14 protein-coding genes are annotated in these 14,357 nt (G+C 44.1%); 12 read left to right on the forward strand and 2 right to left on the reverse strand.

Features of this window, described 5'->3' with window-relative positions:
• Window positions 1-33: 33 nt before the first annotated feature.
• The 12 genes from ACL8WY_RS10490 (at window position 34) to ACL8WY_RS10545 (ending at window position 10,300) form a co-directional block, all read left to right on the forward strand.
• The gene (locus ACL8WY_RS10490; protein ID WP_436514676.1) at window positions 34-480 is read left to right on the forward strand and encodes a hypothetical protein; all 447 of its coding nucleotides are present in this window, start codon (window positions 34-36) and stop codon (window positions 478-480) included.
• On the forward strand, window positions 480-698 hold the full coding sequence (locus ACL8WY_RS10495; RefSeq protein ID WP_436514677.1) for a helix-turn-helix transcriptional regulator: 219 nt from the start codon (window positions 480-482) through the stop codon (window positions 696-698). Before ACL8WY_RS10490 ends, ACL8WY_RS10495 begins: the two co-directional genes overlap by 1 nt.
• Window positions 699-706: 8 nt before the next feature.
• Complete coding sequence (locus ACL8WY_RS10500) at window positions 707-925, forward strand: hypothetical protein (RefSeq protein ID WP_436514678.1); 219 nt, start codon at window positions 707-709, stop codon at window positions 923-925.
• A gap of 2 nt (window positions 926-927) precedes the next feature.
• Window positions 928-1,494 carry a 5-formyltetrahydrofolate cyclo-ligase gene (locus ACL8WY_RS10505; protein ID WP_436514680.1) on the forward strand — a complete coding sequence of 189 codons (567 nt, stop codon included), beginning with the start codon at window positions 928-930 and terminating at the stop codon, window positions 1,492-1,494.
• Window positions 1,487-1,990 (forward strand): thiol peroxidase, encoded by a 504-nt coding sequence (tpx, locus tag ACL8WY_RS10510; protein WP_436514681.1) that lies wholly within the window; start codon window positions 1,487-1,489, stop codon window positions 1,988-1,990. Before ACL8WY_RS10505 ends, tpx begins: the two co-directional genes overlap by 8 nt.
• 108 nt (window positions 1,991-2,098) lie before the next feature.
• Window positions 2,099-4,471 carry a TonB-dependent receptor gene (locus ACL8WY_RS10515; RefSeq protein WP_436514682.1) on the forward strand — a complete coding sequence of 791 codons (2,373 nt, stop codon included), beginning with the start codon at window positions 2,099-2,101 and terminating at the stop codon, window positions 4,469-4,471.
• Window positions 4,471-5,394 (forward strand): DUF4249 domain-containing protein, encoded by a 924-nt coding sequence (locus ACL8WY_RS10520; RefSeq protein WP_436514683.1) that lies wholly within the window; start codon window positions 4,471-4,473, stop codon window positions 5,392-5,394. Before ACL8WY_RS10515 ends, ACL8WY_RS10520 begins: the two co-directional genes overlap by 1 nt.
• 99 nt (window positions 5,395-5,493) lie before the next feature.
• Window positions 5,494-6,228, forward strand: coding sequence for a DUF4331 family protein (locus tag ACL8WY_RS10525; RefSeq protein ID WP_436514684.1), 735 nt, complete (start codon window positions 5,494-5,496; stop codon window positions 6,226-6,228).
• A 26-nt stretch (window positions 6,229-6,254) separates the two neighbouring features.
• A complete protein-coding gene (locus tag ACL8WY_RS10530; RefSeq protein WP_436514685.1) occupies window positions 6,255-6,815 on the forward strand; it encodes a DUF4331 family protein in 561 nt (186 codons plus the stop codon).
• 64 nt (window positions 6,816-6,879) lie between these two features.
• Window positions 6,880-8,172 carry a tetratricopeptide repeat protein gene (locus tag ACL8WY_RS10535; protein WP_436514686.1) on the forward strand — a complete coding sequence of 431 codons (1,293 nt, stop codon included), beginning with the start codon at window positions 6,880-6,882 and terminating at the stop codon, window positions 8,170-8,172.
• Window positions 8,173-8,376: 204 nt separating this feature from the next.
• Window positions 8,377-9,483 (forward strand): hypothetical protein, encoded by a 1,107-nt coding sequence (locus tag ACL8WY_RS10540; protein WP_436514687.1) that lies wholly within the window; start codon window positions 8,377-8,379, stop codon window positions 9,481-9,483.
• The gene (locus ACL8WY_RS10545) at window positions 9,455-10,300 is read left to right on the forward strand and encodes a tetratricopeptide repeat protein (protein WP_436514688.1); all 846 of its coding nucleotides are present in this window, start codon (window positions 9,455-9,457) and stop codon (window positions 10,298-10,300) included. The genes ACL8WY_RS10540 and ACL8WY_RS10545 overlap by 29 nt, the downstream gene beginning before the upstream one ends.
• Window positions 10,301-10,746: 446 nt before the next feature.
• On the opposite strand, the gene ACL8WY_RS10550 is transcribed toward ACL8WY_RS10545, so the two are convergent.
• Window positions 10,747-13,389: an outer membrane beta-barrel protein gene (locus tag ACL8WY_RS10550; protein ID WP_436514690.1), complete on the reverse strand. Its 2,643-nt coding sequence runs from the start codon at window positions 13,387-13,389 to the stop codon at window positions 10,747-10,749.
• 8 nt (window positions 13,390-13,397) lie between these two features.
• Complete coding sequence (locus ACL8WY_RS10555) at window positions 13,398-14,288, reverse strand: GLPGLI family protein (RefSeq protein ID WP_436514691.1); 891 nt, start codon at window positions 14,286-14,288, stop codon at window positions 13,398-13,400.
• Window positions 14,289-14,357: the final 69 nt, after the last annotated feature.

The following is a 14,357-nucleotide window of genomic DNA, read 5'->3' on the forward strand; positions in this document are numbered from 1 at the left end:
AGTAAAATAAAACGTATAATCAATCAGTTAAAAATGGACTACCACGAAAGAAAAAGTATCGTAAATATGCTTAGCATGATCATAGTGCTAGGCATCTACTACTGGTCTGTATTCGAACGCTTCAATAACCAGGTGATGACTACAGATGAGCAGCTACAGTTTTGGTCAAAAGCTATCCTAATTGCTATACCAGTTTCAATTGTTACCAAGATCGTGGTAGTGATTGTCTTTGCGATCAGTAATTACCTCATCACACGAGAAAAATTGCCAGGCTTTGAGGATGAAAGAGATAAGTTAATCGAACTGAAAGCAACAAGAAACTCTTACATAATTTTTGGAATAGGGTTCTTCATTTCACTCGCCGTGCTTGCATTTGGTTATCCACCCAAGTACATGTTTATTTCAATAATAATTGGTGGGATAGCCTCTGAAATTTTCGATAATCTTTCCAAAGTATATTACCACAGTAAGGGAGTATAATGAGCAAACACGGTATCAGTAATCATATAAGAAAGCTTAGGTTCGAGCACGATGAAATGACACAGCAGCAGCTTGCGGATAAGGTGAAGGTGACCAGGCAAACGATCGTGGCGATCGAAAAAGGGAAATACTCACCTTCATTGGAGTTGGCTTTCAAAATTGCTCAGGTTTTCAATATCCCGCTGGAGCAGGTCTTTTCTTACGAACCGGAAAAATGATTAGCACCATGAAACTATTTATCCTAAAAACCAACATCAAATCTCAATTGGAGGTGAATAAATTGAAACCGGTATTTCAGAAATACAATCAGATTGCTCGGTGGACAGTAGATCTGGATGATATTGATCGTGTGCTGAAAGTAGAAACCAAAGTTGATTCTGAGCAATCGGATTTGATCAATTTGGTACGAAAGCAAGGAATCTATTGTGAGGAATTACCAGACTAGCTATGATCACTAAATCCTACTTCCGAAAGGTCATTCTTCACTACCGCATACTTGCAGATGGCCTGATGTATACGCAAAGAAACGAGCAGCTTTGTGAAGCAATCACCAGTTTTCTGAAAGGAAAAGATTTTCAAAAGATCCATACTTTTTTAGCCATTAAGGAAAATAATGAACCTGACATCTCACCACTTTTTGAAAAGTTGTGGCAGGATGGAAAGCAGGTTATCGTGTCCAAAACCGATTTCATGTTCAAGCAAATGAGGCACTATTTGTTGGAAGAACACACACAGCTTGAGTTAAACAAAAAAGGAATTCCAGAGCCTGTAGGTGCCGTGGAGATAGCACTCGATGATTTGGATATCATTTTTGTTCCGCTGTTGCTTTCAGACAAACAAGGATTCCGCATCGGATATGGTGGTGGATATTATGATAGGCTACTGGCGGAAACAAATTCTCTTAAAGTTGGGTTATCATTGTCTCCTCCGGTAGACGAAATTCTGCAAAAGGAGGATTGGGATATACCTTTAGATTACTTAATTACACCCTTTAAAACTTACCAATATGGCTAAAATTACACTCGGCGGCACAGAAACAAATACGATTGGCGATCTTCCAAATGTGGGTAGTGCTGCACCAGACTTCACACTTGTTAGTAAGGATATGCAGGAAAAGACACTCACAAGTTATCACGGACAAAAGGTAATTCTTAATATATATCCAAGCATAGATACAGGTGTGTGTGCCATGTCAACCAAAAAATTTAATCAGGAAGCTTCCAAGCTTGAGAATACCCGAATCTTATGTGTCTCTAAGGACTTGCCGTTTGCTTTAAAACGTTATTGTGACGCTGAAGGAATTGATAACCTTGACAACCTGACCAACTTCAGAGATGGAGGTAGTTTCGGTAAAAATTACGGTGTTGAAATATTTGATGGAGCCTTTAAAGGACTCAACGCAAGAGCGATAGTAGTAGTGAATGAAGAAGGCAAGGTAACTTATACAGAACTAGTACCTGAGGTGGGACAAGAGCCAAACTATGAGAAGGCTTTAGCCGCCATTCAGTAGGTAAAAGCAACCATTGGCCAACATTCTTCATTATGTGTTTGTTAAGACCGAAACTATTTAAGCAGTTGTACGTCTTTCGTTAGGTCTATCACTAAATAAATAATCGTTTTGAAGAAATTTTTGCTGCTATTTGCAGTTTTCCCACTTTTACTTTTTGGTCAGGAGAAGTACACAGTCAATGGCTATGTAAAAGACGCCTCCAATGGTGAAGCACTAATTGGTGCGACTGTATTGATTACAGATCTCAATACAGGAAACATTACCAATGTATATGGGTTTTATTCCATCACGGTTCCTAAAGGGGACTATTCTGTTGAATTCCGCTATCTCGGCTTTGTTACCGAAAAGAGGACAATTTCGCTATCGGAAAATACCCGCTTAGATGTGGAGTTGCAGGAGGAGCAAACCAGACTTGAAGAGGTAGTGGTTACAGCTAAGCCTGAGGATGAAAATGTAACTTCCACTGAAATGAGTGTCGCTGAGATTGACATTCAAACGATCCGAAAAATGCCGGCAATTCTGGGCGAAGTAGATATCATAAAAAGCCTTCAGCTTCTTCCGGGAGTATCCACGGTTGGAGAGGGAGCCTCTGGATTCAACGTGCGAGGCGGAAACGTAGGACAAAATCTCATTCTGCTAGATGAAGCACCTGTTTATAACTCATCGCACTTATTAGGATTTTTCTCAGTATTCAACCCGGATGCGGTAAAAGATATGAAACTGTACAAAGGAGCAATCCCTGCACAGTTTGGTGGCCGTCTTGCTTCCATTTTGGATATCCGTATGAAAGAAGGAAACAGTAAGGAGCTCGAAGTAAATGGAGGAATCGGTACCATATTCAGTCGGGTAGCAGTTGAGGCTCCGATCAAAAAAGAAAAGTCTTCATTCATCATAGCAGGCAGAAGATCATACGCTGACATTCTTGCACGACCATTTGTAGAAGAACTTAGAGATGGGGCAGCACTGAATTTTTACGATCTCACACTTAAAACCAACTACCAGTTTTCAGATAAAGATCAGATATTCCTGTCTGGCTATTTTGGTAAAGACAATTTCCTCTTCGACGCAAATCAAGGCTTCAGCTGGGGCAACAGAACCACCACATTTCGTTGGAATCACCTGTTCAACGATCGGCTTTTTGCCAATTTCACCACATTCTTTAGCGACTATGAATACGAATTGGCCTTCGGAGACAATCCAAGAGACCGTTTTGAATGGAACTCGGACATCAACACACTCGCTTTAAAACCATCATTTACCTACTTCATTGATCAAAGAAATGAGCTCACTTTCGGAGGGGAACTATTCCGATATACGTTTGAACCCGCTCGAGCCATTGGGGTGAGTGACGGAGACGTGATCGATATCAGTGTGCCAGATAAGCGTGCCATAGAAACAGCCGTATATATCAATAACGAGCAAAAGCTTAATGACAAACTTTCTGTACAATACGGACTCAGATTTTCTTACTTCAATCTCATCGGAGCAGGAAATAAATTTAACCTTGGAGATACCATACCGGGCAGAAGAAGACCTATTGAAAGCATCGAAGAGGTGGGAAGCGGCGAGTCGATTGCAAAACATCACGGATGGGAGCCGCGACTTTCGTTCAGATATCAGCTGAACACGACGACTTCAGTCAAAGCCAGCTACAACCGAATGTTGCAATACATTCACCTCATTTCAAATACCACGGCATCCAATCCTCTTGATGTATGGACGCCGAGCTCAAACAATCTGGAGCCGCAAATAGGACAACAATGGGCCGTAGGCTTATTTAAAAACCTGAAAAACAACGCCTATGAAACTTCCGTCGAGTTCTATTATCGACAAACCGAGCGCCAATTGGAATATATCAATGGAGCCGATTTGCTGATTAATGAAGCGTTGGAAGCTGATCTGCTATCCGGTGATGGTAGAGCCTATGGCATGGAAGTTTACTTGAAGAAAAACTCAGGAAGACTGAATGGCTGGGTGAGTTATACATTGGGTAGAACCGAACTTCAGACAGAAGGTATCAACAATGGAGAATGGTATCCTACCCGATTCGATCAAACACACAACCTGAAGCTTACCGCTTTCTACGAGTTGAACGATCGCTGGTCACTTTCATCTACATTTTCATATTTGAGCGGAACGCCAACTACATTCCCAACGAGCCGATACGAAGTACAGGGAATCACCATTCCTCACAATGCGAACGACTCGCGAAACAATGTGAGATTACCAAACTACCACCGTCTTGATTTCTCTGCTACACGCAAAGGACGTACGGTGAAAAGAAACGGTACTCCAAGAAAAAACCGAGACGAATTGGTGTTTACGGTTTACAACGTTTACAACCGAGCCAACCCATTTTCGATTTACTTCTGGCAAGGAGGAGATCGAGTTGATGCAGGAGCACTTGCTGATACACGGGCCACTCAGGTTTCCATTTTTGCATCATTTATTCCATCCATCACTTACAATTTCAAGTTCTAATGAAAAAGCTATTTATACTTCTTTTTGCGGTAGCTATCCTTGCATGCGAGGACGATATTTTGGTAGAGCTGCCCGAAGCAGAACCGGTACTAGCGTTTGATGCCTGGATTTACAGGAAGGCTGAAAAGCAAACCATTCGCATTACACGAACCAACTCCTATTTCGATAGTTCAGAACCGGAAGGAATTTCCGGCGCATCAGTTTTGGTGGTAGATGGATCCGGAACAGTATATCCATTTAATGAGGAGAGCCCGGGCACATATAGCTGGCTTCCGGCTAATCCGGCTGATTCATTTGGCACGGTTGGCGAGACCTATTTTCTGGATGTTCAGATCAATGGAAAACAGTACGGATCTGTAAGCAAAATGGGTCGCGTACCTAAAATTGACAGCATCACCTGGCGATTCGAAGAAGGTATTTTCGGATCAGATGATTCATACTTTGCCGAATTTTGGTCGCGAGACTTTGAAGGGAAAGGAGATGCATATTGGATTAAAAGTTGGAAGAATGGCCTCCGCCTGAACAAGCCTCAGGAAATAACCCTTTCTTTCGATGGAGCTTTTTCGCCAGAAGGCAATGCCGATGGACTCACCTTTATTCAGCCGATCAGAGATGGCATCAACCCATTTGAATTGGATGAAGATGACTCATTCATACCTCCATTCACAGGTCCGGGAGAAGACAGCATCTATGTAGAGATCAATTCGATCACACCGGAAGCATGGTTCTTTTGGAATCAGGTGGTTATACAGACAGATAGACCTGGTGGGTTTGGTGAATTGTTCGCCTCCAGCCTGGCCAATGTTGAGTCCAATATTGTGGCTGAAGATGACGAGCAGGTAGTCGGATTCTTCTGTGTATCTGCCGTGTCTTCATTAGGCAGACGCTTTACAGAAGATGCGATTAGAGAAGAAGAAGAGTGATTTCGAAATTAAATAATACAATTTCAACTTTATAAAATCCAGTTGACAACATAGCCTCGTAGGTAGCTTAGATTTTAAAAATTTAAAAATTTAAGCACTATGAGAAAATTAGTATTATCACTGGGCCTTGTTATTTCAGCTGCCCTGGTGATTGTTTTGGTGGCCGCTGACCACATCGATGCGCCTGCCGTGGGCTCGCTTTCAAGCGGGAGTACGGTAGAGGATATCACCGACTATTACGCATTCGAAAGTCCGTCCAATTCAGACAACTACGTGTTCGTTTGCAATGTGGCAGGACTCAGCTCTGCCACATCCTTCAGCGATGACGTGATGTATGAATTCAACATTGATAGCGATGGCGATAATGTTGAAGATCAATTGATCCAGGTTTATTTCGAAGATGACCAGGCAATCACGTATGGAGTGGTTGATGCGGACGGACAAACAGGTTTGAATAGCCAGATTGTTGCCGGTGCCACAAGAGTATCTGCAGATATTTCCTCACCTGTTACATCAGGAAGTATTCAGCTATTTGCCGGCTTGAGAGATGATCCATTCTTCATGGATTTTTTCCAATTCGTAGATATTGTAAACGGAGTTGGAGCTTCATTAAGTGATGACACCAATACAGGAGTGTATGACGCCAACCGGGATTCAGATCCTGATATGGATGGTGTCCAGCCTTATCCTGCTGCTTTCAAAGCAGATGGCGAAGCGACAGACACCTTCGCCGGCGCTAATGTGCTCTCAGTAGTGGTAGAAGTACCAAAGAGCAGCATCAATGATACCGACGGCAAATTCACCTCGTGGGTAGAAGCCAAGGTGAAACAATAATTCAAAACTTTATAAGAACTGAAATCATGAAAAAGAGAAATAATATTTATGCAATGTTGTCGATCATGGCTCTGCTTGTTTTTTCAAGCTGTGGAGATGATGACGGAGACATTCAGATGGAGCTGGACACCTACGCTACTGTTGATCAAATGGGAAGACCTGCAATCAATACGGTCTTCAACTTCTTCGGAACTGCCGATGTGAAAAACGGTTACAACTCAACGCTTCCATCCAATGGATCGGCAAATGCAGCTGCTTTTGCAGGCATACTGGATGCGCTTCAAACGTACATTTTCCTCGATCCCGAGCAATTTGAAAACATCCTTGGAATCGATAATGATGCACTGGCAGGAGTATTGGCTGTTGATGTACTTCAATCAGACAAAAATTCAGCGACAGCCTATGGCGCGCTCAATGGGCGAGCGCTCAGTGATGATGTAATCGACGTGACCTTGTTGTTGGCTTTTGCAGATCAGTCTGATGCCGGAGCGGACAATCCGGTAAAAGATGGAGTATCGTCAGATAATGTGGACGCGAACGACAAGTCGTTTCGTTCAAGCTTCCCGTACCTGGCAAGCCCTCATTGACAAAAATTTGAAAGGCTATCGACGTGAGTCAGCGTCGATAGCCTTCTTCTAAAACCAAATAGCTATGAATAACATTTTAAAAACCATATTCCTTTCAGTGATTGTTGTTGGCTGCACTGAATCAACAAAAAAGGGAACCATAGCCAACCGCGTTGATTATGCCAAATACCTCAGCGCTGCACAAAAAGATCTGTCACCACTGAAAAAGGAGCTCGCGCTGTGGACAAGCAAAATCGAAATTGAACCACGAGGCTTTATTTTCTATGAAAAATTAGGAAGCACTTACAATCAACTATTTGAAAAAACCGGAGACATAAGCTACCTGCACAAATCAGATAGTGTATTTGGTCTTGCACAAAAAATATCAAAAGGGAAATGGAAAGTCCCGAGTTTACTGAGCATAAGCGGCCTGGCCATCAAGCAACATAATTTTGATAAAGCAGCAACGTATGCTGTAATCGCAAATGAACTATCAGCGGAAAAATTCGGACCACTTCTCATGCAATTTGATGCAGAGATGGAGCTTGGAAATTATAAAATGGCAGGAGCCATCCTGAAGAAAACCAGGCGGATGAACTCTTTCGATTATCTGGTCAGGTTATCAAAGTATAAAGATTACGAAGGAGACCTTGACTCAGCCATTTTCTACATGGAAAAAGCCAATGACCTGGTGAAGGCGCATCAAAAGGAACGCAAGCTATGGGCTACCGCTAACCTTGGCGATATGTACGGGCATGCCGGACGGATAGAGGACTCTTACGCAAACTATTTGAAAGTACTGGCACTGGATTCTACCTACGATTATGCGCTGAAGGGCATAGCCTGGGTGACGTATTCCAATGACGGCAACACGGCTGAGGCAAAAGAGATTTTATCAAAGCTTCAGCAAAAAACAGCCATGCCTGATTATTACATGACGCTGGCAGAAATCAGCGAATATGAGGGGAATGAGGAGGAAGCGGAAATGTACATAAACCAATTTCTCACAGAGGCAGGTAAGAGTGAGTATCAAGGAATGTACAATAAATACCTGATCGACATTTTTCTTGCAAGAGGTGATTTTGCATCGGCAGAGAAGCTAGCACGGGAAGAAATAGAAAGGCGTCCAAATCCGGCAACTTATGATTGGCTGGCATGGACACTTTTCAACCAAGGTAAAGCTGATGAAGCTGTGGAACTGTACAGAGAAAACGTAGAAGGAAAAACCTACGAACCTGAAGCAACATATCATATGGGCTTGGTTTATCATGCTGCCGGAATCAATGCGGGCAAAGACTATTTGCGGGAATCTTTAGACGCAAAGTATGAGCTCGGCCCTCTGGCCATCATGAAGATAAAATCTGCATTGAAAGGATAATTTGCTTAGATAAATCCAAAGTCTTAACAGATTCCGTAAGTGAAAGAACAATTGTAAGTCGTAGGAATGCGATTTATAGCTGGTTGGTGATAGATGCCCTGATCACATTGTGGTCAGGGTTTTTTTATTTAACGAAATGTTAATGATGGTAAAAAAAACCATCAAGACCATTCCGACTGTTATTTTAGACAAAAAATCACCAACGTGTCTCGACTCATTTTTGTATTGCTTGTTGTACTCATCGGATGTCAACAATCCACCGACAATCATCCCATATTAAAGTTCCATCCGTCATCAGATGTGTTTGAAGATGGATACGTCAGCAAATACTACCGACACTATTATCCAAAGAATAAAGATTCAAGAGCGGCTACCGAAATTACCTATACAAAATTTCGGAAGGAAGGCGATCAGATTTTTACAGAGAGATACAATGCAGGTTTTGATCTGGTCGGTATCAGCGAATCTCGGTTAGCAGACACAGAAATTATTTTTGAAAAGCTGGTTGATATTCGCATGCAAGACACTTTTAACATAGAGATTTTAAACCCGGTAAGAACCCGATGGGAACCCAGCGATGCAGATCCATATACGGTGAGGTATCAGCTGAATGATACCTATTATCGCTACGTCGAAACGCAACAAAATGTCTACGACACTTTAATCGATGGAAAGCCAGCTAAGGTGTTTAATTCAACTTCTGCCTACACCAAAGAAGAGGATGGTGAGGAAGTCAACAGCTACAGCGACCAGGCTATTTATTTGTCGGAAGTAGGATTCTATTCATCGCTGAGTGAAAATGAAAACTACGTACTGGAGGTAGAACTCATGGAGCAAATGCCGGTCGAGGAGTTTGAGCGGAGAGCAGATCACGACAAGCATCGCATTGCCTGGATTGACCCTGAAAATACGCTCGATGCTGGCGAAGATTTCAATATCTGCGGTCATGAAAGATTCATTGCAGACTATTACAATTCTACTCCGGACGGCAGATACATCCACGGCAAGCGAGCACTACTTGACACGGTGTATAACAACCTGGATGAATCAAAAATGTTGGAGCAAAATGGGATGCTCGTTTTTCGCTTTGTGGTAAACTGCGAGGGAAAACCCGGCAGGTTTACAGTCGATGGATATGACTTCATGTATCAGCCCATAAAGTTTGAACAAGAAACCATCGATCATCTGTATGGGATCCTCCGAATGCTCGAAGATTGGCGGCCGGTTGTCATCAATGATGAAGCCCGGGATGCCTATTTCTACATCACCTTTAAAATTGACAATGGGAAAATCACTGACATACTTCCTTAATTTCTGTCTGGCCTTGCTGGTGCTTTCTTCCTGCTCAGAACGGGAGTGGTACAAAAAAGAGCTTACGGCAGAACAGAAAAAGCAATATGGTCCTCAGCTGAGAGGAGGAAGAGTTTACTACTACCAGGGCTCCGTGCCGGAGCAGTTTCAGCTAGACGAGTCGTTCGAGATGGATTCCACGGACGCAGATCTTTGGAGAGAAATAGCCACTGCCCGTTTGAAACGAGGCATTGCGGACGAAATGTATTATTACTACGGTGAAGCTGTGAAACGAAAGCCGGAAAAGTGGGCAGGATTTAGAGGCTATATCTACCTGTACTTCTACAGAGACTACTATCGCGCCATGGAAGATTTCAACTACGCAGATGAGTTGCGTGGAGAAGTAGATTTCTCACAAGGGCAAAATCATGATTACATGCGCGGCATCTGCTATTATGGATTGGAAGACTATCAAGCGGCAAATGAGTCACTCGACAAATACATCAATAAGGTCGTAGAGGAAGAAGGCGAAGAGTGGGTAGATGTCTATGCCCTTTTATACAAAGGACTTGCATTGATCAAACTTGAGCGACTCGATGAAGCCATGACGGCATTTGATAAGGCACTTAAGTATTACAAAAATCTTTCGGATTGCTTTTATCACAAAGCGAGAATTTATGTAGCCCGGGGGCAGTTTGATTTGGCCATGAAAAATTTACGTCTAGCCGAGCAATATCACCAGGAAGGCTACTATCATCAGCGCCCATATGTGGAGGTGTTAGAGCAGATCTACATTCAAGATATCCGAAAACTGATGCGAGAGATCAGCACGAGTTGAATTGGCACACTTTTGAGCAGGTCATCCTGAACCCGCCTGCCGCAAGCAAGCTTGTTTCAGAATCTAAAACGCCTAAATAGGATAAGACAGATTTGCGTTGGCAGGGGTTTGAAATACCACTATCAGTCGTGATTTTTAACGCTTGTCTTCTCATTTTTTTAACGCCATTTCTGAATAGGCAACTTCTCTATGCTAACAATTATGCTTTAGCCACAATTTCGCTTCTAAGAAGCGATCTCTTAAAATCTCGTGTAGGCATTGCGGGTAAGCTGGATTGATTTTAAGATGGGCTTTTGCCTGCTTTTTGCCAAGAAAAAGCAGGTGCCTCCCCGGCACAAGGGGGATTGTAATCAAGACAAAAAGTAAAGCTAAAACGCCCTCGGAAAAACCACCATCCCAACAAGCACGAAGAGAGAGTGCTCGATGGGACGATGATTAGAAAATATTTACAAGTCATACATCACAGTAAACAAACCGTATCGCTGCTGAATATCATATGAATACGTGCTGATCAGGTTATCACTGAAGCTATCTCTACGCACAGATCGCGTGTCAAGCAAATTCAATCCCTGAAGCTTAAACTCCCACGGACTTTTCTTTTTGCGATAGCTCAGAGAAGCATCCAGCACATCGAAAGAGGTTTCCTGATTCTGACTTTGATTCACGTACTTATTGTACGCATACTCCGTCTCAAATCGGAAGCCTTTAAACGTCAGCGTCGTGCCCACATTGGGGCGATGATTCACAAACTGGTTGGTAAACGAGCCGGAAGAATACCGATTAATTGATACGCTATATCCGGTGCGAACCGACAGTTTCTTGAACAATCGCGCAGACATGTTCAGCCCGTACTGGTGTGTGAAATTGTCGTTTTGGATCAACTGACTTTCAATTTGGTTGTTGAGCGCCGATTTGGAAACAGTCACCGAGCCACTCACTCTGAAGTGGTCAAAGCGCTTTTCAAGGTTGAGGTATCCGCTTGTCGTGTAATTAGCTTCGCCAGCATTGATCGAAGTGAGCACATTCTCCACTCCACTCAGCTCCTGATTATTGATAAATCCATCCCTGATGTACTGATGACTGATCCCGCCACTGATATTGAAAAAGTTGTACATGTTGAAGTTGCGGTAGTTCACGCTCAGGTTGTGTGACAAGGCCGGATCCAATAAGGTATTCCCAAAGAGGAGTGTATTGTATCGACTCAGCCGATATCCTTCAGCATATGAGCTCACGTCGTTGTATTCCAGCGACTGATTGTAGTTGAAGTTGATCTCGTGTGAGCTACCAAACTCGTACCGTGCGGTAAGCTGCGGAAAGAGGTATTGCGCCTGGTTCGGAGATTCGGAGATGCCTTTCACCGTATAGCTATTCAAGCTCAGACCGGGACTGATGGTCAGCTTATCCCACTTTTTGCGATACCTGAGCCTCAGATATCTATTCGTAATGTTCAGTTCCTGATCCAAATCCACCACTTCATCCTGCTCATCACTCAGGTTAGAAGCGAGTGTTTGCCTGGAGTGGTTGATGCCAACGGCCGCATTGATATGCGTGGTTTTGTTTAGGATATAATAGTAGTTGAAGGCCCCATCAATACGCTTGGAAACAATGTCCTGATCCTGCGATAGCTGAAGCGAATTGTTTGGCAGGAAATCACTGAACAACGGAAGCTGACTCGCCAACAGTTGATTGGTGGTTGTCTGTTCCTGGTTGTAGTTAACCTCTGCGGCTATGATGTTTCGCTCATTCAGCGCAGTGAACATCCGCGCCTGATGACTTTGACTCGTCGGTTCACGATCGTTACCTTCCTGCAATAAATTGCTTCCTGACATCAATTGCGAATTTCGAAGCATGGCCTGATCGATGTTGCTGCGCTTTCCGAAAAAAGTATAGTCCAGCTGCATATTGTAGTTGGGCGTGTACTTCGCAGAAAATCGTCCTAGCCCTGACCGATTGCCCACAGAGGTGGCGGTAGTTAGCTGTTCCTGCGTTTGGTCATCAAGCTGCGGATAGGTTCGAAAGGAGTTTGAGCCCATGGTCACCTCATTGTCAAAGCCGATCAAAAATCCCGTAAACAGGAGCTTATCAGAAGGTTGGGTGGTAAAATTCAGTGCTCCCAGCCTGTTGGTCAGGTCACTCGCCGAGTTCCGATCTGTGATTGGAATGCCCGCATCTCCCGCATTCATTCGGAAGGAAGTGCCATTTCGTGCAGCCATGGAAGCAAGCCCTCCGGACATTCGAAAATAGTCGTTGAGCGTAAGTGCAAGCTCACCTACATTGTTGCCATCACCAATGAAGTTGACGCTGGTCTTGGGCGAATAGTAGAAGGTGTTGGCATGACCAAAGTAGCGTTTTTCCGGCCCGCCTCCGGCCTCAATATCACCGAATACGATGCGCTTTTTATCAGATTTGAGCTCAATGTTCAGCGCCAGCTGCTCATTGTTATTGAGTCCCTGCATTGGCTGAATGTCGTTGAAGTTTTGAAGCACCTGCACACGGTCCACCACATCTGCCGGAATGTTTTTGGTAGCCAATTTGGTATCTCCTTCAAAAAACTCCTTGCCATCTACCAGCACTTTATCCACTCGTTGACCTTGCACTTCAATGTCGCCATTTTCCCGAATGGCAAATCCCGGCAATTCTTCCAGCACATCTTCCAGCTTGCGTTCATCCCCTTTGGTAAAAGCCTCGGCTTTATAGGAAATCGTATCGCCCCTGACAAGCACGGGCATCTCGGCGACCACCGTCACCTCATCCAGCGCATTCACGGATTCCTTCATGATGATAATCAATGGATCGTCAGTGGTCTGGCTAAGTTGTAAATGCCGGCTATAGGGCACATAGCCAACAAACGTGACCTTTATCTCATAGACCGTATTCGCCTGCAGCCGGAGCTGAAAGCCTCCTTTGACATCTGTCACGGCGAAGGCTTTCATTTCCTGCGTTGCGGTATCTATGGCCATCACATTGGCAAAAGCGATAGGAGCAAGCGTGGAGTCACGGGTTTGCCCTTTGAGCAATACGTGACTTTGAGCATGTGCACCTAAGTAGCTCGTGAGGCTCAATAAGCACAATAGAATTAGTCCTTTCATTTTGATGCTTATCCTCCGATTCTGATCACACGCGTTTCTCCACCGTCGCCCGTGTCATACTTCTTCATCATTTCCTGGAGCTTCTCGTCTCTGATCTTGTCAGCTTCTTCGCGCGACACGCGCTTGCCTTTACTCGGCACTTCAATAGCTACTGGTGTGGCAGGATTGAGTTCCACTTTGGTACATAGGAAAGTGAAGTTTCCATTCTTTAGCTCGAGAATAAGCCCCGGTAATCCCCACGTGTTGGAGGGTCCTTGAGAGACAGGAATATCGGGCGTATACCATGCCGTGATCAGTGTGGTGTCCATGACGGTTTCCGTAGTTTGCTCTGAGTCACTTAGCGACATGGTCATCTGCTCGGTAATGTTCAGATACTCCGCTTTGATGACTGTGTATTCCCCAATCTTCTTGGTCTCCCCGAGGATCTTCCAGTTGAAAGTGGGCATTTCATCCTCGATCAGAAATTTCTTCCCAAAAATCTCCGTCTCCTCCAGGAATTGATTCTTACTCGGGTTGAGGTAGCTCACCGAGTTGCCGGTCGAAAGCCTGATCTGCATGCCACCACCACTCGGTGCTCCGGCTTCAGACTCAAGCTCTACGTCTTCTTTCCAGAGCGCTTCCTGCAGGTTAAATGTCAGGGTGTAGTCGCGCTGAGATTGCTGCATGAGCTGCTTGCGAATCGACTCTTGCATATCGGGACTCATGTCTCTACCGGCCACATCCAGCGACTCGATACTCATGGAGGATTTGTAGGACGCAATTCCTTCAAATTTCTGTTGGCTGAAGGCCTTGAATGTGACTCCCACCAGCAAGCCTGGTACCAGTGAGAGGATAAGCATCGTTTTTCTCATTTTTTGTTTTTCTGTTTCCGGCAAACCAATGAGAATGAGTGCTAACACATGGTTAAGCAGTGTTAACGTGTGTTAACGGATGGAAAGGAGCCAGTCTCGGCCACCTATATTTGCTGT

Origin of the sequence: Ekhidna algicida, from assembly GCF_051379705.1 — a bacterium.
Taxonomy (GTDB): Bacteria; Bacteroidota; Bacteroidia; order Cytophagales; family Cyclobacteriaceae; genus Ekhidna.